We start from the raw sequence: 24,583 nt of genomic DNA, 5'->3' as shown, positions 1-24,583 counted from the left end.
CAAGTAAAGAAATTTACGAAGCAAAAGGTGAGGAAAATATGTATAAATATTTAGATAAAGTAAATTCTCCAAGTGATGTTAAAAGTATGAACGCTGAAGAAATGGATATGCTAGCAAAGGATATAAGAAAGTTCTTAGTTAGATCTGTTTCTCAAACAGGAGGTCACTTAGCATCTAACCTAGGTGTAGTAGAACTTACATTAGCTCTACATAAAGTTTTTGATAGTCCAAAGGATAAGATAGTTTGGGACGTAGGACATCAATCTTATGTACATAAGATAATAACAGGAAGAAAAGATAATTTTGTATCTTTAAGGCAATTTAATGGACTAAGTGGATTCCCTAAGGAGAATGAAAGTCCTCATGATATATTTGATACAGGACATAGTAGCACATCTATATCAGTAGCTCAAGGTATTGCTTGTGCAAGAGATATAAAAAATGAAGATGGAAGTGTCATAGCTGTTATAGGTGATGGATCTATAACGGGAGGTATGGCTTTAGAAGCATTAAATCATCTAGGCTATACTAACACGGATATGATAGTTATATTAAATGATAATGAGATGTCCATAGATAAAAATGTTGGTGGTATGTCGAGGCATTTATCGAGTATAATAAGAAATTCAACAGCAAATAAAGTGAAGGACGAAGTAGAAAAAATATTAAATGTAGCTCCTGGAGGAAAATTAATATCTAAAACTGCTAATAAAGTCAAAGATAGCATCATTAGCAAGTTTGTACCACAAGATTGTGCATTTTTTGATTCTATAGGAATTAGATATTATGGTCCGATTGATGGCCATAATACTAAGGAATTAATAGATATACTAACTAAAGCTAAAAATAAAAAAGGACCTATATTACTTCATGTTATAACTAAAAAGGGTAAGGGATATAGGTATGCTGAAAATGAACCTCATAAATATCATGGAGTTTCGAAGTTTGATATAAAAGAAGGTGTTAAAAGCGGATCAAGTAAATCTATATCAGCTTTAGTAGGAGAAAAATTAGTTTCTATGGCACAAGAGGATAACAGAGTAGTTGCTATAACAGCAGCTATGCCATCAGGAACTGGATTAAATCTATTTGAAAATAAATATCCAAATAGATATTATGATGTAGGTATAGCAGAGCAACATGCGACTACATTTTCAGCAGGATTGGCTAGAAATGGATTAAAGCCTTACTTTGCAGTCTATTCATCATTTTTACAAAGGGGATATGATCAAATAATACATGATGTTTGTATAACCAAAAAACCAGTTACATTTTTAATAGATAGAGCAGGTATTGTTGGAAACGATGGAGAAACTCATCACGGTATGTTTGATTTAACCTATCTAAACTCAATACCAAATATGACAGTAATGGCTCCTAAGGATAGTAAAGAATTAGAATTAATGATGGATTTATCTTTAAATATGGATACACCGGTAGCTATAAGATATCCTAGAGGAAACAGCTATTACTTAAATACTGGAGAGTATACTCCAATAAAACTTGGAAGTTATGAAGTTTTATCTCAGGGGAAAGACATAGTAATATTAGCAATTGGATCGATGGTAAAACATGCAATAAAAGCTAAAGAGATATTATTGCATGATAATATAAATCCAACGATAGTTAATGCTAGATTTTTAAAACCAGTAGACGAAGATATCTTAAAGGACATGTTTTCAAAACATAAAACGGTTGTAACTATAGAAGATAATGTAATAACTGGTGGATTTGGAAGTAGAATAAATAAATTTATAATTGACAATAAATTAAATTTAAATATAGAAAATATGGGACTTCCAGAAGAATATGTTCCTCATGGAAGTGCAGATGAAATATATGATAGTATAGGTTTATCACCAAATAAAATAGCAGAAAAAATAAAAAACTTATAAATAAGAAAGGTAATTTTATGAAAAAAAGAATAGATATATTATTAGTAGAACAAGGCCATTTTGAAAGTAGAGAAAGAGCTAAAAAAGCAATAATGGCAGGACTTGTTTTTGTTAATAATCAAAGATGCGATAAAGCAGGCGTAGATGTAGATGAAGAGGCAAAAATCGAAGTTAAAGGAAATCCTATACCATATGTAAGTAGAGGTGGGCTTAAACTTGAAAAAGCGATGAATAACTTTGATCTAACATTACAAGATAAAGTAGGTATGGATATAGGTTCTTCTACAGGTGGATTTACGGACTGTATGTTACAAAACGGAGCTAAAAAAGTATTTTCTATAGATGTTGGATATGGTCAACTTGCTTGGAAATTAAGACAAGATGAAAGAGTTGTATGTATGGAAAGAACTAATATAAGACATGTAACTATAGAAGATATCAAAGAGTTTGCAGACTTTGCATCAATCGACGTATCTTTTATATCTTTGAAATTAGTTCTCCCTAAATGTAAAGAATTAATCTGTCCAAATGGTCAAATTGTAGCGCTAATAAAACCTCAATTTGAAGCAGGAAAAGGAAAAGTAGGGAAAAAAGGTGTAGTAAGAGAAAAGTCAACTCATATAGAAGTTATAGAAATGATATCTAATTTTGCAGTAGAAAATGGATTTGAAATTTTAGGATTGGATTATTCTCCAATTAAAGGGCCTGAAGGCAATATAGAATACTTAATTCATTTAAGAAATGGAAATGATGGATATACATTTAATAATGAAGAAAATAGCAATAAAATAATAGATGTAGTTGAAGCATCTCATAATATGAGCAAATAAAAATTTAATATATTAAAAATATAAAAGAGTAATACTAATAAATAATTTTTATATAAAAGAGGGGGATTTAAATTGATCCTTGAGTTGTATATGAAAAACTGTGCCTTAGTAGAAGAATTAAGGTTAAATATTGATGAAAATCTAAATATACTAACAGGGGAAACTGGTTCGGGTAAATCAATAATAATTGATGCTTTAGGTTTATGTCTGGGTGAAAAGTATGACAGATCATTTTTGAGAAAAGGAACTGATAAAGGTCTAGTTGAAGTCGTGTTTTATTCACAAAATTCAAACCTAAAAAAAGTATTACAAGAAAATGATTTAGAATTAGATGAAGATAAGTTGTTAGTAATAACTAGGATTATATACGCTGACGGAAAAAGTGTTGCAAGAGTAAATGGAAGAACTGTTAAAATGGGTGTACTTAAGCAAATAGCATCTACATTAATAGATGTTCATGGTCAACATCAAACTCAGGCCTTATTTAATAAAGAAACTCATATAGAGTTTTTAGATTTATTTGGAGAGTTTGAATTAGAAGAGTTTAAACATGATTATAAAGAGATATATGTACAATATAGTGAGGTAAAAAGAGCATTAAATATATTAACTGAGAATAAAGACGATATGCAGATTCAAAGAGAAATTGATTTATTAAAATTTCAAATTAATGAAATTGAATCTGCAAATCTAAGTAAAGATGAATATGAGGATCTATTAAAGCAAAGAGATGTTTATAGAAATAGTGAAAAAATTTATAGTAATTTAAATTTAAGTTATCAAAGTTTATATGATGGCTCAGTAAATGCAGTAGACTTGATAGGAAATGCTGTAAGAGAACTATCTGCTATATCAGAGTATGACAAATCATTAAGTGATTACAATAATGATATAGAAAGAATAATGTATGAGCTACAAGATATCTCTAGGGAAATAAGAAATTATAAGGAGAATATAAATTTTGAACCATATGAATTAGAACAAATTGAGCTTAGAGTAGATGAAATAAATAATCTACGAAGAAAATATGGAGATACTATAGACGAAATATTTGAATATTATAATAATATAAAAGCAAGACTAGATGAGATATTAAATAGAGATGAAAAGGTTGAAGAACTAAAAGCTGAAATTCTAAAGTTAGAAAAAGCGCTAAGTGTCAAAGCTCAAGCACTAACTAATGCTAGAAAAAATGTAGCCATTAAGTTAGAAGAAGCTTTACTTTTAGAATTAAAAAGTCTAAATATGAAAAATGTAATATTTAAAGTTAACTTTGAGGAATCTATATTTACATCAAATGGTAAAGATGATATTGAATTTATGATATCTTTTAACTTAGGTGAGGATATAAAGCCTATTTATAAAGTAGCTTCCGGTGGAGAAATGTCTAGATTTATGTTAGCATTCAAAACTATATTATCGGATATAGATCAAATAGATACCTTAGTATTTGATGAAATAGATACTGGGATAAGTGGAATTGCAGCTCAAATCGTAGGTGAAAAGCTTGGTAATATAGGAAAGAAAAAACAAGTTATTTGTATAACACATCTACCACAAATAGCTGCTAATGCAGATACACATTATTGTATAGAAAAAAGTACATCAAATGAAAGGACTTTTACAACAATAAGAAAGTTAAATTATGAACAAAAGAAAGATGAAATAGCAAGACTTATCGCAGGTAGCAATATAACAGAAAAGACTATGGAACATGCTACAGAAATAATTGAATTAGCAAAAAAATAAAAGAAGCCTCTGGCTTCTTTTATTTTTGTTACAAAATTTTACTAAATGAGTGAATAAATATATACTTATAAGGAATTATAAGTATATATTTACTAGAGATAGGGAGACGAAATGTTATGAACGATTTTTTTAGCATAAAAAAAATAGTTATTTTAGTATCTATATTAGCGTTATTTATTCTTTGCTTTACAAATTTTAATTATAATGATTTAAATCAAGCAATACCTGCTATGAAAAATAAAAAAGAAGAAGTTAAATATGTGTATCCATTTGGAATGATTATTGGTGTGAAAGCAAATACAGATGGAGTACTAGTTATTGGTTATGAAGAAGATGATGTTGAATATATTGGAGGTATAAAAAAAGGTGATAATATTATTGAAATTAATGACCAAAAAGTATCAAGCAGTCATGATGTATCTAGTATATTAAAAAATATTAAAAGTAATAAAGTCAAAATAAAATTTGAAAGAGACAATAAATATAAGACTGAATATATAAAAATAAAAAATGAAAATGGAACTGCAAAATTAGGATTGTGGGTAAGAGAAAAAATTTCAGGAATAGGAACTATAACTTACTATGATCCAAGTAATTTGAAATTTAAAGCAGTTGGACATGCTATAACAGATGCAGATACAAATGAGTTTTTAAAAATAAGTCAAGGCGATATATATGAACTATCTAATATTAAAATTAATAAAGGATCTAAAAGTAACGTTGGTCAAATAAAAGGTGATATAATAACTTCTACTCCGATTGGGGAATTTAGAAACAATTCAAATTATGGAATAAGTGGAAATATGACAGGGAAAATAAACACAGATGTACAATTGATTGAAGTAGGAAAGAAACAAGACATAAAACTGGGTAATGCGCATATACTTTTTGAAGATAAGGATAGAAATATAACAAGCTATGATGTAAAGATTAAAAGTTTCGTTAATGACAAAAAAAATGATAGAAATATGATAATAGAGATTATAGATGTAGATCTTATAAATTATACAGGTGGTATAGTACAAGGAATGAGTGGAGCGCCAATTATACAAAATAATAAAATAATTGGGGCATTAACACATGTTTTTAAGAACAATCCTAAAAAAGGATATGGTATTTTTATAGATGAGATGATAGAATTAGATAAGAGATATTAAAAATTTAATCTTATTTCAAAATTTTTTTTAATTTATTAAAATAAATTGAAGGAATATAATTTTGGTATGTCGAATATGCTTAATATGAAAAACTTTTGATATTAATTATATAAAAAAGAAGATGGTTTATTAATGGGGGGAATTTTAGTGAACGAAAAAATTAAAATAGTTTTAGCAGATGATAATAAGGATTTTTGTCAAGTACTTAAAGAGTATTTATCTAATGAAAGCGACATAGAGATATTAGGAATAGCAAAAGATGGAATTGAAGCGTTAGATTTAGTTAAGAAAACGCAACCAGATCTATTAGTGTTAGATGTTATTATGCCGCATTTAGACGGATTAGGTGTTATAGAAAAATTAAATTCAATGGATATACCTAAAATGCCAAAAATAATAGTATTATCAGCTGTAGGTCAAGATAAAATAACACAAAGTGCTATAAATTTAGGAGCAGATTACTATATAGTAAAACCTTTTGACTTTGTTATATTTATAAATAGAATAAGAGAGTTAGTTTCTAATAAGACTAACCACCATGTAGAAATAAAACCAAGAACACATTCAGATATACAGATGACAAGAAGTGATTTTGTAAAAAATGTTGGAAATATAGAAACAGAGATAACGAATATAATACATGAGATAGGGGTACCTGCGCATATAAAAGGATACTTATACTTAAGAGAAGCTATAAAAATGGTTATAGATAATGTTGAATTATTAGGAGCTGTAACAAAAGAATTATACCCAAGTATAGCTAAAAAATTCAATACAACTCCAAGTAGAGTTGAAAGAGCTATAAGACATGCTATAGAAGTTGCATGGAGTAGAGGAAAGGTTGATACAATAAATCAACTATTTGGATATACAGTACACAATACTAAAGGAAAACCAACAAACTCTGAGTTTATAGCTATGATTGCTGATAAATTAAGATTAGAACACAGCATGGTTAAATAGCCTTTAGTATCTGTAGAAAGTCAGTAAAATGAATGCTTTGACAAGTAATTTAAAAAAGTAGAGACTATATTAAATATAGCAACAAACTACTTTTTATATCAATAAATTAATATTGAATGAAGGCAGAAGACACCTTCTATTAGTTGAGAAAAATCTCTTGACTGATAGGAGGTGTTTTTTTTATGGCTAAATTACTTAAATCTAAAAAAGATTTTAATTTCTATGTAGGAGATTTTATAGAATATTGCCATATAAAAGGTTTATCTAAAAAGACTATGAAATCATATGAGGCTAGTTTGCTATTATTCTCTAAGTTTGTAGAGGAGGAATACCAAATAAACAGATTAGAGGACATTAAAGCAAAACATACTACTGATTATGTCAAGTTTACTAAGGAGAGAGGAAAATATTCCTATGTATCAGATGATAAGACAATATCTATTAATAATCCTACTGCCAGAAAAGATTTTAATAAGACAGTATCTGCATCTACTATAAATAACTACATCAGAAATCTAAAGGTATTCTTTAACTGGGCATTAGATAAAAAGCTAATAAAATCTAGTCCAATGAATGCAGTTAAATCTATTAAGGCTAAAAGAAAACCTAAAGAGGATATTACAGACTCTGATTTTAAGGCTCTTATAAAGGCTATAGATGTTACTAAATACCATGAGTATAGAGATTATGTAATAATCCAGTTAATAATGGATACAGGCATGAGGTTAGGGGAGACATTGGCTCTAACTATAGAGGATGTAGATATAGATAGGAGAGCAATATTAATACCATCAGAAATAACTAAAGGTAAAAAAGAAAGATATGTTTTCTTTAGTAATACTATGAGCAGTACTCTGAGGAGATGGCTCCAGTATAAAGATAGGTATATAGAGAATGATTTATTGTTATTTCCTACTAATAGAGGGACTGATTTAAAGGTTACTAACTTTGAGAGAAATTTTAGAGTATATAAAGAGAGGTCTGGAATAGAGAAAAATATATCTCCTCATGGATTAAGGAATAATTTTGCTAAAAGATTTTTAATGTCTGGAGGGGATATATTTACATTATCTAAGATATTAGGTCATTCATCTGTAACAGTAACAGAAAAAGCCTACTTAGATTTAACAGTAACAGATATAAGAAAGAATTATCAGAGATTTAGTCCTTTGGAGAACATGAGGAATAGATAGAGTAGAACTAATTGTAATAAAAAAGAGAGGTCTGCAAACCTCTCCTATAGGAAATACCAACAAAATAAACCCACTACAATTTAATATTGTTTAACTATTCCCTTTTATGATTATAGACAAAAAAATTGTAATATTCAAGGGTCTAGTTTCTTATTGCCTTTTTTGAGATATAGAGAGGCAGTAGGTCAGTTATCTATGCACTAGAGTAACTATAAATAAATCTAGTAGGTTAGTTAAGCCAATGCAGAAAATTAACAGTCTAGGTAGGCATATTTTCCCTATTACACCATTGACCCTAGATGCTAGGAGATGACATCCAGAGAAAAGGTCAGGAGGCAACCATATAATCTATAGAATACATAATATAGATTAGGTCATATAGTTACTAGAGTAGTTTAAAAGGCTCTAGTTGTTGGGTATGGATACAATAATAATAAAACTATATTCCTTTTAGGTTAGTTTAATAGGGGATATACTAAAGGCTCTAGAACTGAAAAAGAGACTATTATATAAACTAAGACTCTATATCCCAGATGCAGAATATTAAATTATTTTGTGTCTGAGATATAGGGTCTTTTTATGCCACAGGATAGACATCCCCTAAGACTATTATGTAAGAGCTATAGAGTCAATAGATAAGTGGTTAAATATTAACAACTCTGGGGCATAAAGATAAACATTAAAAAAGACTAAAGCAGTAACATCTATATAGTAATAATGTATCTCCATATGTAAGAGTTACTAAAAAGACTCTTATAGAACTAATAACTAAGATAAAAGGAGATTTAAGATTATGACATTTAAAAAGCAATTAAACAAAGCATTATTAAAAGAAGGTATAAGCCATTTAGATATACCAGTTGGACTACTATTAGATTATGAAGGATTAACAGATACTAATTTAATACCTAAGATAGTAGAGAATATAAAAGAAGGTATAGTAGAACTGGAGCAGACACCAAAAATAGAGCCTTATAAAGAGTATAAGGTTATATAGGAGGGGACATCATGGCAAAGGCATTATATAAAAACATTGTAGTATATAACAGTACTGGGGAGGCTCTTATAATATCCCCTAATACTGGAGCATTAAAGGATCATTTAAAAGATATGGGATTAACTCCCTCAGAGAATGGGATTTTAAAAGCAGTTAGAAGAGCAGTACAAGAGGGAGAGCCTGTCCCTTACAAAGATATATATTTATATGTTATAGGGGACACAGAAGGGCAGAGCCTCACTCCTCCAGATGTAACTTTAAATAAATGGATAAAGGCAGATAAAAAAGATATTAAAGAGGAGTTAGAGGATAATATAAACTCTGTAGATGTTCCAGAGGAGTATTTATTAAATGACAAGTACACACAGGAGGGAGACTCAGAGGAATATTCTTTTAAAAATAAAGACTCAAAGAGAAAAAATAATCCAATTAATTACTCATCTAATACACTTTGTAAATGGTTACAAGATGGAAAATTATATATTGCCTTTAATAATATTAAAAATATGACATCTATTGATTATATAGCCTCTGTATCTGGTATAGATTTTAGGACATTAAATAAATATGATACTGGGTACTATGAGTATCTAGATAAAGAAGATACAGAGAGGTTGTTAAATACAATTAACACAATGATGTTACCTACAAAGCTACACAGGGGACTAGATGCATACCCAGAAATAATATATAGAGACTATGAGCCACAGAATGCAGAGAGACAAGCAGAGAAAAGGGCATATAGTAATAAAATATCAGAACAATTAAAAGTTATGAGGGAGGCAGTAAATGGATAATATAGAGAAAATCAACAATATGCCTATAATGTTTAATGGAATTGATATAAAGCCTATAATTACTGAGGATACAGAGTATTATATATTATGTAATGTGATGTCCTTAGAGATATTACAGGATGACAAGGGGAGAGAGTATCTACATCCAATACAAATATATAAGAGTAAAGGCAAAGTACTAAAAAATATACAGTTACTAACTGGGGAGGATGTCTCCTTCCATCACATTAAACAAGCCTTTAAGAAAAACAAGGTCATAGATTTATATGATAGATATTATATATTGATACCCTCAGATATAAGAAATATTAATAGTATAAATACTTTTATGGAATTAAAGGAAAAAGGATATATTTAGAAACTAATAATAAAAGACCAGAAGAGCAGATTTAAAATCTGCTCTTTTTTTGTATTAGAATAAGTAACAAGTATTTTATATTTATGTATCTATGTATGTAATACAGATTAATAAGACATCTAGAGAATAAACAAGAGAGTTGTACATCTGTGTTAACTAAAATAAAGGATAAAGAGGAGAGTTTTAATATGGCTAATAAGAATAATAAAGTAAGAAAAGAAGTAGAGATATGGTTTACTACACCTAGAGGGATATCAGAGTTTATAACTTTTAAAAGTTTTACATCTGCTAAAAGGTATTATGATGAGTTTTTTAAAAAAGAGTGCTATCTATATGAGGAATGTGAGGACTGGGGACAAGTTTCTATCTGCTATGGATTAACTCATACAGATAATAGAGGGATAACTGGGGACTTATATGAAGAAGGATGTATCTGGGATGTTAAAGACTATTTTAAAAGGTCTAATGATATTATAGATTTTAAAGACTGGGCAAGAAAAAATAGACCTAGTTGGTTAGATATAGGGGGAGGCATAGATGTATACTAAAAATGAGTTATTACAACTAGACCTTAATACTTTGCTAGAGTATGTTATCAAGTTACAGGAGGAGAACAGGGAAAAAGAGGATGATTCTGACTCATCTATATTCTCTCCTACAGGTTTAATAGAGATAGATGCATCTGGAGGAGAACAGTACAAAATACCTCTACCATCTGGAGATAATTTATTAAATAGGAAAATAGATTATAGACTTATTTCTATAATAGCCTGTCTATGTGATGTAGATATTAAAGAGTCTCCAGATAGGATAGATGATAAAACTGGAGAGCCAGAAAAAATATATACATGGACAGTAAGTAAGGAGGTTATCAAAGGAGATGTTAGGCACATTTTTAATATGTCTAATGATACTTTTAATAAAAAGTTGAGGGAGTTAAAAAAGGCATCTATATTAACTGAGGATACCTCTGGTAGCTTTATTTATAACTATACAGACTCTTATAAGGGTAAAGATGTATTTGTAAACTGCTCCTACATGAAACTGTTAAAGTTGATCAACTTAGGAACTAAAGTAAATGAGATTACATTTAGGATGCTAGTATATTTCTTAATACATTGTAACTACAAATCATTAAAGGGAATAAAAAATAAATATCTAGTTGAGGGAGTTGGTTACTCTGACATTAATAATAATAATGTTAGAGACTATATTAAACCTTTAATAGATGAGGGATTATTAGCATATAAACAGAATACTATTTTAGGGGATGTATCCATAATTACAGTTAATAAATACAGAAATATATATCAGTAATTAGAGTAGATAGGGGACTTTAATTAGTCCTCTTTTTTATGTATTTTAGGCAATTTGTTTTAAATATTGGTACAGGTTTTTATATGTTACAGAAACTAAAACACAGATAAATTACAATAATTAAAAACTGTGTAAAAACATGCTAAAAATGTGTTAAAAGCATCTAAAAAAGGGGCATGAGAGTAATCCTTATTATACTATTATACTATTATACTATTATACAGTTATACTGCAAATCAATAAATTGATTTACAACTATACATAAATTAAAACATAGATATAACAATATAGATAACAAACTATATATAAAGATAGATAAGTTAATATAGTTAGATAAGTTAGGGCAGTAATAACAGTCATATAATCCTCTAGTCTGTATGTATCTCTGTATGTATAAAGTTATTTACAGTATATATTATATGGGGAGTGGTCAACTCTGGTAGAAGGTAGGCTCTGAGGTCTATATCATTTTGTTATGTACCTGTGTTATAACTATCCCCTAGACCCTACATTTTGTAAGGCTTAAAGTAAATAATGTTTACCTATGTATGGCTCTGTATGAGAATAGATATATATAAAGTATAAATTATTAAGGATATTTTACAGGTTCTTAAACAGGCTCCCACAGGCTCACAGATGTACAGATAAAGACAGATAATCCAAAAAATACACTCTAGAGGCAACCCCAGAAAAGTTTTACAGGGTCTGAGCCTCTGGAATGTCTAGAAAGTTAATTAAACATGTTGCAACAACTAAATACAACAAAAAAGAGAGGTATATAATTAAGCCTCTCTACTATGTTCTCTCTTTAATCTTTGTAATGTACTTTTAGATATTCCTGTTTTCTTCTCTACCTTAGAATAACTCTCCCCAGATAATAATAATTGTAGAGCCATCTCTCTCTGCTCTTTAGAATGTTTTTTAGGTCTACCATCTTTAAAGTTAGGGTCTAGCTTTGCTTGTTCCTTACCAGACTGAGTTCTCTCTATAATAGTGGCTCTCTCCATCTCTGCTACTGCTAATAGTGTAGTTAAGAAGAATTTACCCATAGGAGTATCCTCTAAAAGTCCTACATTTAATATATGTACTGATATACCCCTTTTAAACAGTCCCTCTACTGTTTGTATACCTTCTACTGTATTTCTAGCTAATCTATCTAACTTTGATACTACTAAGGTATCCCCAGACTCTAGAGAGTCCATTAGAGCATTGAATACTGGTCTATCTGATGTAGTTCCTGTGTACTGCTCCTCATATATCTCTACATCTGGATACTTAGATAATATCTCTGTCTTTTGAGCATCTAATCCATATCCTTCTAATTGTTTTCTGCTACTAACTCTACAATATCCTTTTATCATCTGTAATATCTCCTATATTCCTAATTTAATATATTATATTTGCATTTACTTTTGACTATATCTTTTGACTACCTTGTATGTATTGATTATACTACATGTAATAAGTGTAGTCAATACTGTTAACTTTTGAATACAGTTAGGCATATGACTATAGTAAATATGTCTGTAAAGGAGGTAACAGAAATATCCTATAATATCTGTCTGTAAATAGTCCTGTAACCTAGATAAATGATATATGTTATCTATATCTGTAAAGGAGTAGTATTATGGAAATTTTAAATACCCCCCCATCTATCTTTTAAGATGCCACAGTTTTAAGGACTCCCCCATTAATTTTAAATACCCCCCTCTTTTTAGGGTCTCCATTTTAAAGCCCTATATGTTTAATAAGCCCCTCACATAATACCTCTGTGATGCTCTAGGAGATAATATAAGAAGTTTTAAGTGTTAACTAGAGTAATTGCATCATTACTATTACCACTCCTATTATATAGGCTCTGAGAGGTTTATATATAGATACTATAATAATATATGATAATATAAGGCTCTGAGAGACAATATAAGAGATAGTAATTATAACAGGTATAAACTGCTAGGGATAGGACAGAGAGGTACTAGGGTAGCTATGAGATGCTCAGAATAGCATAACAAAACAGTTAAATAATAAAAAAATATAAAATAAAGCATTTAAGATATAAAGAATTGAGCAGAGAAAAAGTAAGAGAATGAGAGACTAGGGGGACAGGGTGGGGAGGCTACCCCTCTGGGTCTGGAGACAAGTCTATTAAACAAATATGTATCATTTTTAACTATTGATAATATAAGTAAGTCATTGTAATTATCCTGTGTACATCCTGTATATATAAAGACAATAAATCTGTAAAATGACTGTAAAATAATGCATACCCCCACATCTAGGAAATTCATAAATTAATAAATGAAAACCCTATAAAAATTTTCTCACAATTTTTTTAAATTTTTGGGATTACAAGTTGACATTTGGGCTAATTAAATGCCTTTATGTATGAGAAAAAAGTAACATCTACAAATAATCTTTGTATCTATTAATGTACAGGGGAGCAATCTATCAACTCCTCCTACACTATCATTATTCATCACAATTTATTTATGACTTATTTGTTAGGTAGTTGCCATTTAATTAGGTAGCTACCTATATTAATAGGAACATATAGGAGCATTTTATTAATGCCCTGTAAAACTAATTTATTTTCTAAATTAAAACTCTGGTTTTATTTATTTTGTTTAATGTCAAATTTATTTTCTTTTTGTTTAATAATCTGGGGGATATTATTTTTATAATAATGTCCTTCTAATTTATTTTTACTATTTATGATAAAGAAAATGAATCAGAGCATTAAGGCATAGGGTCAGAGAATGAGAGGGGGAGCAGTTATCAAAGAGTTAAATAAATATTTAAAACAGGATAGAGAGCAGTTAAGAGATACAGTTAGTCTGGGAGATGTTAAAAAGAGCATCCAGATAGTGGAGAGACTGGGAGTATCTAAAAATAAAATATGTTTACTGTCTGGAGTATATGCCTCTAATTATAACAGTTATGAGAAGGGACATAGACCTTTACCAGACCATAATAAAACTAAAATATTAAAAACTATAACAGATATATTCTTGTAGTGTATCTGTATTAATTATATTAAATAAAAGGAGATAATAAAATTATGAGTAAAGAAGTTTACAAGCAAACAGACAAGCAAATAGAAATACAGGAACAAAGGGAGCAAAGAAAAGAAACTTTAAGCACTATGGCAGATGTATATAGAACAAGTAAGACTATAGAAAATAAAATAAATAGTGATATTAAAATAAATGAGGACTTAAAAGGTTCTATGAGTTATTTACTGTCAAAGGGATATGAGGCAGTTACTAAAGAGGTTATAAGACCACAAAACAACTAATTATAAAATAAATTAAACTAAAGGAGATAATAAAATTATGAGTAAAACATTTAAATCTAAAAAGGTAGTATTAAAGTTAGCAGAGGAGCATCAAAATAAATTATATGAGGCTCTAGATAATTATGACATTGATGTTATAGAGGCTATGTCTAAAGAGTTGGAGACATTAAATGCAGAGTATGAGGAGTTAAAATTAACTGCAAATAAGATAACATCTTTTAATAGAGATGAGTACTTTAAAAATCAAGCTAGATTAAAAGAGTTACCACAGTTAATACTACAATTAGAGAGAGACAAAGTAAAAGCACATGCAGACAAAGAGGGATTTAAAGACTCTATATGTAGGAATATAAAGGATACTATAGGAACAGAGATTCAAGAGGAGTACAACAATAATCTAAATGTTTTATTAACTGCCTTTGATAAAACACTGATTGAGTTAATTTCTATATATAAAGATATGGAGCAACTAACAAGTAGCTATAATACTAGTATGTATGAGGTATTACACACAAAAGGTATATATATGAGTATGTCTCATATAAGTGGTGTAAATGAAATCAAAGACTCTCATAACATGGGTGGAGGTAGACTTTATTTAAATTATGCAGAGTAATAAATATTACAGAGTAGATGTCTAATAAATAGATGTCTGCTCCTTTTTTTATGTCTATTTTTACAGGATATAATATAAAGGAACTATATTTAAAAAGGCTTAAAATAGCTCTGAGGAGGTCAATATTTTAAGATATATAATTATCTACATTATAAATATATAGATCAGATTATTAAAGGTTAATAAATTATGTTATAGATTTAGTAACAACTCTATAACCTCCATGTATTTCTGTATGTAAAATAAGTAAAACATAAGTGAGGGAGATTAAAGAAGGACAGAGAGCCTCTATCCCCTCCAGTTTTAACTAATATAAAATAACTGGAGGATAAGAATATGAGTAACTATTTAAGTAATTTAACAGTAGGGCAGTTAGAGAAATTTATAGAGGATGCAAAAGGTATATTAAGAGAGCAGAGAGAAAATAGACCAGATTTAAAATTAATATTAGATACTGAGAAAACTTATACTAAAAGGATTATTAATTTAGTTATGGATGGATTAGAGTACAGGATATTTATAACTAATAATAATGTAACATCTATCTGGATAGAATGTAAGCATGTAGATGAGTATGGAATACAAAGGGGTTATAAAAAAATGAATACTACATCTATTAAAAAAGTGTTTGGCATGAGTAAAGCAGATTTTTTTGATTATATAGAGAATGAGGCAGAGTATATAGAGGAGGAGATATAGCTATGAGTAATAATATCCAAGTATTAGGAATAAAAAATATATTAGGTGTAGATGTTCCAGTTATAGAAGGTGGATTTGGTAAAGGTCAAAAGGGTGTACTAGCTAAGGATATAGCAGATATACATGGCAATAGACTGGATAAAATAAATGATTTGATAAAAAACAATATAGGTAGATTTGATATGAATGATTTAATAGATTTAAAAAGTAAACCTTGTGAGGGTTTACAATTAGCCAATTTAGGTTTTACTAATATGCAAATATCAAAGACAAATAATATCTACCTACTATCAGAAAGAGGATATACTAAATTAGTGTCTATGATGGATAACTCTAATGATAAAAAGTGGGAGATAATGGACAGGTTAATAGATGAATATTTTACTATTAGAGCAGTTATTAACTCAGAGGAGCAGATAAAGGCTAATCTGTTATTATCTATATACAATGGAGGTCAAGATGGTATAGTAGCTAGTAAGCAGTTATCAGAGATAGAGATTAAAGAGGCTACATTACCATTATTAGAACAAATACAGGCAGATGCTCCTAAAGTAGAGGCTTATGAGGAGTTTATAGATACAGATAATACTTATACTTTAACTACCTGTGCTAAGATGTTAGGAATTAAACCACAAAAGGAGTTAATACCTTATTTAAAGAATGTAGGACTACTAACTAATCATAATATGGCTACCAGTACTGCAGTAAAAAAAGGAGTTATGGTTATTGTTCCTAATGAATGGAAAACACAAACTAGAGTTACTTCATATGGTATAGATTATATAAGGAAGAACTATAAAAAGGATAAAGATAAATATAGTTAATGTAAACAAAACAAAAGACTACCAAACTTTAGGAGTCACTCTAATAATTTAAATAGAATAGTGAACAGAGCAGATTAATAGTCTGCTCTATTTTTTATGTAATTATGTATCTACAGGACTACCTATAGGAGCATCCAGAGTTTAGTATAGAGGAGATAGAGAGTATAATAGATGTAGAATTATTAGGGGTAGTTTAAAACTAGATCCTTTTGTTTTATAATAGTAAGTACAGTATAAGGGAGGAGAAGGGATTATATGAGTAAAAAAATAGATAGAGTTTTATTAATAACTGCTATTGTTCTAACATCAGTAAGTATCATAATAAAGTTAATAGATTTATTTTAACTAAAGAAAGGTAGTTATTATATATCTTGTTATGTAAGTAAGATATATCAGTAAAATAGAAGGAGAGGAAAATATGGGTGACATGGAATTAATACTGATAAGCATAGGTTTGCTAGTTGCTATAATGGGGGGAGTAGGCATTTTATATTGGACTCAAAAGCAAGATAATAGTTTATATAATAAAGTAACAAAATTAATAACTAATGGTAATGTAAAAAAGATGGTTGATATATTGACTGTATTAACATTGGTAATGCTAGCTATATTATTGATTGCTTTAGAATTGAGCATATTTCTTCCTAGTGTTGAATGGGGATGGTTAGATAGAAATACACTTATAACAACATTTGCAACTATTATAGGGGGATTCTTTGGATTTATAGGAGCATCAATAGGTATTATAGGTACATATGGAGCATTTTATTTAGGTGTTAATAAAGAAAAGGAAAAAGAAGAAAAACATAAGAGAACAATGCTGTTTAATTTATTGGAGTGTACTGTTAATAAAACTTCAGGCATAGTAAAAGTTCTAAGTGATATGAGTAATAATTATGGGACATTAGTATATATGGATGAAGAAGAAGTAGTATGTGAAAAGGTAAGAGAAGTTATGGCAAAGGTTTCAAATGATGAATATGATGATATGTTTGAGTTTGCAATAAAAGCTATTATATTTGGAGGACAAAGTATAAGTCTACTTCCTAAAAACAGATATGGAAGCAGATTAGAAATAGAGTTTAATGAATTGATTGAACAGAGATCCTTAAATCTTAATATCATTATATATGATGAAAATTGGGTGTCTTACTTAGATTGTTTGAATGATTCTAAAAGCATACAGAATGTAATAAATTGGATTAATTTATTAAGAAATGATGCTTTAGGATATGATGTAGTAGATTTTTTAGTATTTAGAAATAAAATAATAAAAATAATTGATGATAATGAGCCTAGTGTGAAAGATGGAAGTATAAGAGGATTAAGAGAGAGAAATAGAAAATTGATTGATAAGATAATTAGAGAAAAAGGAAAAGAAGATATTTAGATATGATAAATTTAGACTTATTAAGCTATGATGAGGTAAAAAATAGATATACAACTTAGGGAGTGTTTAGATAAGCATGAGGAGAGATAAATAATTATATGGAAGGCAATGGAATAATACAACTTATAAATTATATGTTAGAAAATAAAGAGATAATTAATCCTTTAAATATAAGTGGGATGATATCAATAGCAGATGAACCAGGACATAGGACAATAGCAACAGAGGTAATTGCAAATGGTGTTATGACATTTATAGTAACTCTTATTGCAACATATATAGGCTCAAAAAAAGGAAGTAAAGATACTGTTAAATTATATAAAGAAGAGGAAAAGTTTAAGGTAAAAGAAACCTTAAGAAGAGAGTTTTACTTTGAGTATGAGAAATTATATATTAATATGTATAATGATTTGAAATCAGTTATATCACAAATTAAATGCAGTAGAATAGAAGTACTTCTTATGACATCATTTAAAGATATTGACTTTAATGATATTAATATAGAAGTAGATGTATGTAAAATATATCCAAATAAAGAGTTAAGTTTAGATATTATTAGAGAAAATATGAAGAATATACAAATTGATAATCTTAGAGACTCTATTGAAAAACTTAAATTTAATTTACACAAACTAAAAGAATTTATGGAATTAAAAGGATATGTTACTAGATATAAAGAGTTTAAATATGATAGTTTAGAGTCTGAACTATCATATATTAGCTCATTATTTAATATGGTAGGAATAATAGAAGATAGCTTTAATGATGACTTTATATCAGACAGTGATGTAGATAATTGTCTAAAAGATATAGATATTATTTTAAATAAAAGTATAAAAAAAATAGTAAACCAAAAACAGAAAGTTAAAGAGATACATAAAAACATAAGTTATGAGTTTATGGAAAGTTATTTTAAAGATTAAATTAGAGAATGTGGTGTTAATTTTTATTACCTATAAAAATGCACTATAGTACTGTGTATTACAATGTTTTGATATGTTATATATATTTTTTTCTTCTATTTATATGTAAATATATAAATGATAGGTAGAGTATAGGATATAGATATCTAGTAGATATCACTAATAATAACTTGATATTTAGCATGTAAAATGCTATATTATAAGTATATTAAATATAGCAACAAATAAGTAGAGAGAAAACCAACTAAGAAAGTCTGTAAAATGACTTTATTTGATAGTGATTTATAGATGAAATTACAGGCTAGAAAGCAATCAAACTAGCATTATAACTGACATACAATAGATTAATCATACTGTTAAGGAAAACTAGTCTTTATCAACAAACTCTGAGTTTATAGCTATGATTGCTGATAAATTAAGATTAGAACATAGTATGGTTAAATAATTATATAATTATCAAAATAAGCCTTCTCAGAATAAGAAGGCTTATTTTTTTGTATTATATAATTAGAAAAATGGTTAATTTATATATATAAGATTAATCATATATACGATAGAAAAGGAAACCTAAAGATGAGGATAAATCTACCAAAAACAGTTGAATTTATAATAGATACAATATATGAAAATGGATATGAAGCATTTATAGTGGGTGGATGTGTAAGAGATTTTATTTTAGGAATATCTCCTAATGATTATGATATAACTACAAGCGCAAATCCAGAAAAAATACTTGATATATTTAATAATTTTAAAACTACAACAAATGGAATCAAACATGGTACAGTAGGAATTGTTATAGATAATAACATTTATGAAATAACTACCTATAGAATTGAAAGTGAATATGAAGATAATAGAAGGCCTAAAGAAGTAAAATTTACAAAAAATATTATCGAAGATTTAAAAAGAAGAGATTTTACAATAAATGCTATGGCATACAACTATAAAGTAGGGTTAATAGATGAATTTGAAGGAATAAAAGATATTAATCAAAAGTTAATAAGAACAGTTGGCAATCCTGACGAAAGATTCAATGAAGATGGATTAAGAATAATACGAGCTATAAGATTTAGTAGCAAATTAGGATTTGAGATAGAAGAAAATACATTAATGAGTATATATAAAAACTCTAAATTAATCAAAAATATAAGTAAAGAAAGAATTACAGATGAATTAAATAAAATTATACTTAGTAATCATCCTGAAAAAATAGATTTATTATATAAAAGTAACATATTTAAATATTTGAATATATATGATGAGTTTAATAAAAATGAATATGATTATTTAAGTAAAAATTTACCTATAATAACAAAGTGTAATTATAAAATAGAAGAGAGATTATTGTTATTAGAATATTTGACCGCTAATGGAGGAATAAATAACATAAATAAGCAACATGAACAGTTCAAAAAATATAAAAATAAAATAAAAATAAATAGTATTGTAAATAGATTAAAATATTCAAATAAGATTATTGATTATTGCAACCAGTTAATTGAATACATGTTTATACAAGAAGAAACTATGAATAAAGTAAAAATTAAAAAAATTTTAAATAAAATAGGTATGGAAAATTGTATAACTATACTTATATTGAAAAAAATATATTATAAGAATATGTTGGATATATCAAATGAGTTAATATATTTTAATAAATGTATTTTAATAGATGAATGTATAAATAAAATAAATAATGTAGAAAAAAATAAAGAATGTTATACTATAAGAGGTTTAGAAATAGATGGTAGAGAATTAATTAAGTTAGGATACTCAGGATCAGAAATAGGAATAAAGTTAAATGATTTACTGCAACAAGTTATAAAAAATCCTAATTTAAATAATAAAAAAGACCTAATAAATATGGTGAAAGAATTATAATTATTATAAAAATAAAATCAGGCATAAAGTGTTAAGTTTTATCTAAATAGTTAAAACAACTTTAAAACATTTCTTTTATTGTTAAATAATGCTATAATGTAATGTGATTTTAAAAATGATATCGGAGGTTTAAGATATGAGAGTCGAAGCACCTATTAAGGTAGACCGAAAAACAAAAAGGCTTGCGAAGAGACTTACAGGTGGAGAGATAGCAGTAATAAATCATATAGATATTGATGAAGTAGCTGCAAACTCTTTAGTAGAAGGTAAAGTTAAATTAGTTATAAATGCGGCACCTTCTATAAGTGGAAGATATCCAAATAAAGGTCCGGGAATTTTAACTGAAAAAAATGTCCTTATAATTGATAATGTAGGAGAAGAATTATTTCATAAATTATCAGAAGGTCAAATTATAGAAGTTATAGATGGAAAAATATATAGAGACGGAGAACTTTTAGGAGAAGGTGAAGTCTTAGGAAGAGAAGAAGTAAGTATTAAGTTAAAAAAAGCATATGAAAATTTAGCTGTAGAATTAGATAGATTCATAGATAATACTATTGAATATGCTAAAAAAGAAAAGGGATTTATATTAGGCGAAATTGAAATACCAAAGGTAAGTACAAATTATGCTAATAGACATGTATTAATTGTTGTAAGAGGACAAGACTATAAGCAAGATTTAAGTACTATATTAGCTTATATTGAAGAAATGAAACCAATTTTAGTTGGAGTAGATGGAGGAGCGGATGCTTTACTTGAATTTGGTTATACTCCAGATGTAATTGTTGGAGATATGGATAGTGTAAGCGATGAAGCCTTGAAAAAAGCAGGAGAAATAATAGTCCATGCATATACAGATGGAAGAGCACCAGGACTTAAAAGAGTACAAGACTTAGGTTTAGAGGCTATAGTTTTCCCTGCACCAGGTACGAGCGAAGATATAGCTATGTTAATAGCTTATGAATATAAAGCAGAGTTAATAGTAGCTCTAGGGACTCACTCTAATATGATTGATTTCTTAGAAAAAGGACGAAAAGGAATGGCAAGTACATTCTTAGTTAGATTAAAAATAGGAGCAAAATTAATTGATGCTAAAGGCGTAAACTTATTATACAGAAGTAAATTAAAAATGAAATATATATGGGCTTTAATAGTTACAGCTTTATTCCCAATATTAATTTTAGCATCATTTTTACCAAGTGTTAGACAATTTGTACATTTAATGGACTTGAAAATTAGATTATTATTACAGATGTAAATTTAGGAGGAAAAAAATGCATATAAATATGAAATATTATATTGTTAGCATTGGTGCTATATTTATAGCATTAGGAATTGGTATGCTAGTTGGGTTTAACTTAAATTATGATCAAGAACTTAGCAAGCAGCAAGCTAACATTATAAGTGATTTAGATAACAAATTTGAGGATTTAAAAACAACAAATGATAATTTAGAAAAAAGTTTATCAACTTTAACTGCTGATTATGATAAAGCTGTAGAATTAATAAATAAAAATAAAGACAAGATAATAGCAGATACTTTATCAGAAAAAAATATAGGAATAATATCAACTAATGAAAATAATGACTATTCAACTGAAATAAGCGATATCATAACTAAAGCAAATGGCTCAGTAGCTTTTAATATAGTACTAAATAACAATGTTGAAAATAAAGAAAAATTACAAGAAGTTTCAACTAAATTAAACTTAGAATTAAAAAGTAGCAAAGATTTAGTGAAGTATATATCTGAATGTTTAGCGTCTCAAGAAGGGTTAAGCAAATTACAAGAACTTCAAAGTTTAGAGGTTATAAAAGTTAATTCTATTTCAGATGAATTTTCAAATTGTGAATCAGTTATTTTAGCTGGAGGAAATGAATCTAAAGTAGATGATAAAAAGTTTAAAGAAGTAGATGGAATATTAATAGCAAGCTTAAAAGAACAGAACAAAAGCTTAGTTGGAGTTCAGCAAACTAATGCTAAGTTTTCTTATGTAGATATGTATTCTAAAAATAAAGTAGCTAATATAGATAACGTAGACGAAGGAATAGGACAAGTGTCATTAGTAATATTATTAAATGACAAGGGAATAACAGGAAACTTTGGCAGATTAGAAACAGCAAGTACATTATTCCCAGAAAAGAAATAATAGAGAAGGAGAAATAACATGAATCCTTATATAAGTATAATAATACCAGCATACAATGAAGCTGGTAAAATAAAAGATACTCTAGAAAATGTTATGAGCATAAAAGAAATAAATGAAGTCTTAGTAGTAGATGATGGTTCAAGTGATGACACTGCTAAAATAGCTTCAAGTGTAAAAAGTGATAAAGTAAAAGTATTTAAATTAGAAAAAAATAGAGGTAAAGGGTATGCATTAAACTATGGCTTAAAAATAGCAATGAAAAATGCAGATATAATAGGATTTTTAGATGGAGACTTAGGTAGTTCATCTAATGAAGTTAAAAAGCTAATAGAGCCAATTTTAAATAATGAAGCTGATGTAATAATAGCAAAGTTTCCGCCAGCTAAGAAAAAAGGCGGCTTAGGATTTGTAAAAGGACTAGCTAAGCAATCAGTTTTAGATATGACAGGTGTAGAGTTAGATGCAACTTTATCAGGACAGAGAATATTTAAAAAAGAAGTTTTAGCAAAGTTTGATGAAATTCCTTTTGGCTATGGTGTAGAAGTTGGGATGACTATAGATATACTAAAAAAAGGATATACTATAAAAGAAGTACTAGTTAATATGACTCACAGTGAAACGGGTAGAGACTTAAAAGGATTTATTCATAGAGGTAAACAATATTATCATATAAAGAAAGTACTAAAAGAGAAGCAGAAAGAATGGAGGTAGTATCTAAGTGGAAAGTTATATATTAGATATTATTTTATTATTAACGGGGCTTCTTGGAACATATGCTATAATACCTCTATTTAAAAACTTATTAATAGAGAGTAATGTTCTAAGGCCTAACTATAAAAAAGATATGATACCTGTCAGTATGGGAATAGTATTTTTACCTATGATAATTATAAATGGAATCATATTAGCATTTTTTACAGAACAAGATAAAAATTTACTATACTTGTTTATGTTTATATTCGGTTTGATATCAATGTTTTTTGCGGGAGTATTAGACGATATAATCGGGAACAGAGATGTAAGTGGATTAAAAGGACATTTTAAAAGTTTATTAAAAGGAAGTCTTACTACAGGTGGATTCAAAGCTTTGTTTGGTGGATTTGTAGGTATAATTATTTCAATTGCAGTTTCTAAAAACATAGGCGATATAATTATAAATACATTAATAATAGCTTTATCAACTAATTTAATGAACTTATTAGATTTAAGACCAGGAAGAGCTATAAAAGTGTATTTAAGCATATCAACTATTTTATTTTTAACTTTAACAGGTTATGTTAAATCATTGATATTACTTATAGTTCCGAATGTTTTGGCATACTTTAATTATGATTTAAAAGCTAGAGCTATGATGGGTGATACAGGTTCTAATGTATTAGGTATATCTATAGGTATGCTTGTGATAATGGGATATTCAATGAAAATTAGAATAGGATGGTTAGTATTTTTAATCCTTATTCATATATTAACAGAAAAGTATTCGTTAACAAAAATAATAGAAAAGAATAAATTCTTGAATTTTATAGATAAGTTAGGAAGGTAAGCC

The 24,583-nt window shown here is 28.0% G+C and carries 24 protein-coding genes; 23 read left to right on the top strand and 1 reads right to left on the bottom strand.

Features of this window, described 5'->3' with window-relative positions:
* Positions 1-38: 38 nt before the first annotated feature.
* From dxs to NWE74_RS07960, 11 genes are all read left to right on the top strand, one after another.
* Complete coding sequence (gene dxs / locus NWE74_RS08010; protein WP_258242693.1) at positions 39-1,895, top strand: 1-deoxy-D-xylulose-5-phosphate synthase; 1,857 nt, start codon at positions 39-41, stop codon at positions 1,893-1,895.
* A 17-nt stretch (positions 1,896-1,912) separates the two neighbouring features.
* Positions 1,913-2,725 (top strand): TlyA family RNA methyltransferase, encoded by an 813-nt coding sequence (locus tag NWE74_RS08005; RefSeq protein ID WP_258242692.1) that lies wholly within the window; start codon positions 1,913-1,915, stop codon positions 2,723-2,725.
* A gap of 72 nt (positions 2,726-2,797) precedes the next feature.
* Positions 2,798-4,474 carry a DNA repair protein RecN gene (gene recN / locus NWE74_RS08000; RefSeq protein ID WP_258242691.1) on the top strand — a complete coding sequence of 559 codons (1,677 nt, stop codon included), beginning with the start codon at positions 2,798-2,800 and terminating at the stop codon, positions 4,472-4,474.
* Positions 4,475-4,590: 116 nt separating this feature from the next.
* Positions 4,591-5,631, top strand: a complete 1,041-nt coding sequence (locus NWE74_RS07995; protein WP_258242690.1) for a SpoIVB peptidase S55 domain-containing protein — start codon at positions 4,591-4,593, stop codon at positions 5,629-5,631.
* A 132-nt stretch (positions 5,632-5,763) separates the two neighbouring features.
* A complete protein-coding gene (gene spo0A / locus NWE74_RS07990; protein WP_258242689.1) occupies positions 5,764-6,594 on the top strand; it encodes a sporulation transcription factor Spo0A in 831 nt (276 codons plus the stop codon).
* A gap of 182 nt (positions 6,595-6,776) precedes the next feature.
* Positions 6,777-7,787 carry a tyrosine-type recombinase/integrase gene (locus NWE74_RS07985; protein WP_258242688.1) on the top strand — a complete coding sequence of 337 codons (1,011 nt, stop codon included), beginning with the start codon at positions 6,777-6,779 and terminating at the stop codon, positions 7,785-7,787.
* A gap of 793 nt (positions 7,788-8,580) precedes the next feature.
* Positions 8,581-8,784: a hypothetical protein gene (locus tag NWE74_RS07980; RefSeq protein ID WP_258242687.1), complete on the top strand. Its 204-nt coding sequence runs from the start codon at positions 8,581-8,583 to the stop codon at positions 8,782-8,784.
* 11 nt (positions 8,785-8,795) lie between these two features.
* Positions 8,796-9,581, top strand: coding sequence for a hypothetical protein (locus tag NWE74_RS07975; RefSeq protein ID WP_258242686.1), 786 nt, complete (start codon positions 8,796-8,798; stop codon positions 9,579-9,581).
* The gene (locus NWE74_RS07970) at positions 9,574-9,939 is read left to right on the top strand and encodes a hypothetical protein (protein WP_258242685.1); all 366 of its coding nucleotides are present in this window, start codon (positions 9,574-9,576) and stop codon (positions 9,937-9,939) included. Before NWE74_RS07975 ends, NWE74_RS07970 begins: the two co-directional genes overlap by 8 nt.
* A 188-nt stretch (positions 9,940-10,127) precedes the next feature.
* Positions 10,128-10,487 (top strand): hypothetical protein, encoded by a 360-nt coding sequence (locus tag NWE74_RS07965; protein ID WP_258242684.1) that lies wholly within the window; start codon positions 10,128-10,130, stop codon positions 10,485-10,487.
* Entirely contained in the window at positions 10,477-11,256 is a 780-nt protein-coding gene (locus NWE74_RS07960; RefSeq protein WP_258242683.1) for a hypothetical protein, read from the top strand. The genes NWE74_RS07965 and NWE74_RS07960 overlap by 11 nt, the downstream gene beginning before the upstream one ends.
* Positions 11,257-12,038: 782 nt before the next feature.
* Here NWE74_RS07960 and NWE74_RS07955 read toward each other — a convergent pair.
* Entirely contained in the window at positions 12,039-12,617 is a 579-nt protein-coding gene (locus NWE74_RS07955) for a recombinase family protein (RefSeq protein ID WP_258242682.1), read from the bottom strand.
* A gap of 1,395 nt (positions 12,618-14,012) precedes the next feature.
* Between NWE74_RS07955 and NWE74_RS07950 the strand changes: the two genes are divergently transcribed.
* From NWE74_RS07950 to NWE74_RS07895, 12 genes are all read left to right on the top strand, one after another.
* Positions 14,013-14,270, top strand: a complete 258-nt coding sequence (locus NWE74_RS07950; RefSeq protein WP_258242681.1) for a hypothetical protein — start codon at positions 14,013-14,015, stop codon at positions 14,268-14,270.
* Between the two features lie 44 nt (positions 14,271-14,314).
* Positions 14,315-14,551, top strand: coding sequence for a hypothetical protein (locus tag NWE74_RS07945; RefSeq protein ID WP_258242680.1), 237 nt, complete (start codon positions 14,315-14,317; stop codon positions 14,549-14,551).
* Positions 14,552-14,588: 37 nt separating this feature from the next.
* Positions 14,589-15,167 carry a hypothetical protein gene (locus NWE74_RS07940; protein WP_258242679.1) on the top strand — a complete coding sequence of 193 codons (579 nt, stop codon included), beginning with the start codon at positions 14,589-14,591 and terminating at the stop codon, positions 15,165-15,167.
* Positions 15,168-15,503: 336 nt separating this feature from the next.
* A complete protein-coding gene (locus tag NWE74_RS07935; protein WP_258242678.1) occupies positions 15,504-15,866 on the top strand; it encodes a hypothetical protein in 363 nt (120 codons plus the stop codon).
* A 2-nt stretch (positions 15,867-15,868) separates the two neighbouring features.
* Entirely contained in the window at positions 15,869-16,690 is an 822-nt protein-coding gene (locus tag NWE74_RS07930) for a phage antirepressor KilAC domain-containing protein (RefSeq protein WP_258242677.1), read from the top strand.
* A 418-nt stretch (positions 16,691-17,108) separates the two neighbouring features.
* Entirely contained in the window at positions 17,109-18,080 is a 972-nt protein-coding gene (locus tag NWE74_RS07925; RefSeq protein ID WP_258242676.1) for a hypothetical protein, read from the top strand.
* Between the two features lie 98 nt (positions 18,081-18,178).
* The gene (locus NWE74_RS07920) at positions 18,179-19,003 is read left to right on the top strand and encodes a hypothetical protein (RefSeq protein WP_258242675.1); all 825 of its coding nucleotides are present in this window, start codon (positions 18,179-18,181) and stop codon (positions 19,001-19,003) included.
* A gap of 573 nt (positions 19,004-19,576) precedes the next feature.
* Positions 19,577-20,887, top strand: coding sequence for a CCA tRNA nucleotidyltransferase (locus NWE74_RS07915; RefSeq protein ID WP_258242674.1), 1,311 nt, complete (start codon positions 19,577-19,579; stop codon positions 20,885-20,887).
* A gap of 136 nt (positions 20,888-21,023) precedes the next feature.
* A complete protein-coding gene (gene steA, locus NWE74_RS07910; RefSeq protein WP_258242673.1) occupies positions 21,024-22,145 on the top strand; it encodes a putative cytokinetic ring protein SteA in 1,122 nt (373 codons plus the stop codon).
* Between the two features lie 16 nt (positions 22,146-22,161).
* Positions 22,162-23,037, top strand: coding sequence for a copper transporter (locus tag NWE74_RS07905; RefSeq protein ID WP_258242672.1), 876 nt, complete (start codon positions 22,162-22,164; stop codon positions 23,035-23,037).
* Between the two features lie 18 nt (positions 23,038-23,055).
* Entirely contained in the window at positions 23,056-23,748 is a 693-nt protein-coding gene (locus NWE74_RS07900; protein ID WP_258242671.1) for a glycosyltransferase family 2 protein, read from the top strand.
* A 7-nt stretch (positions 23,749-23,755) separates the two neighbouring features.
* The gene (locus NWE74_RS07895) at positions 23,756-24,580 is read left to right on the top strand and encodes a glycosyl transferase (RefSeq protein ID WP_258242670.1); all 825 of its coding nucleotides are present in this window, start codon (positions 23,756-23,758) and stop codon (positions 24,578-24,580) included.
* Positions 24,581-24,583: the final 3 nt, after the last annotated feature.

The organism is Romboutsia lituseburensis, assembly GCF_024723825.1.
Lineage (GTDB): Bacteria > Bacillota > Clostridia > Peptostreptococcales > Peptostreptococcaceae > Romboutsia_F > Romboutsia_F lituseburensis_A.
The sequence above is the reverse complement of the archived record's forward strand: the minus strand, read 5'-3'. Positions and strand labels throughout refer to the sequence as shown.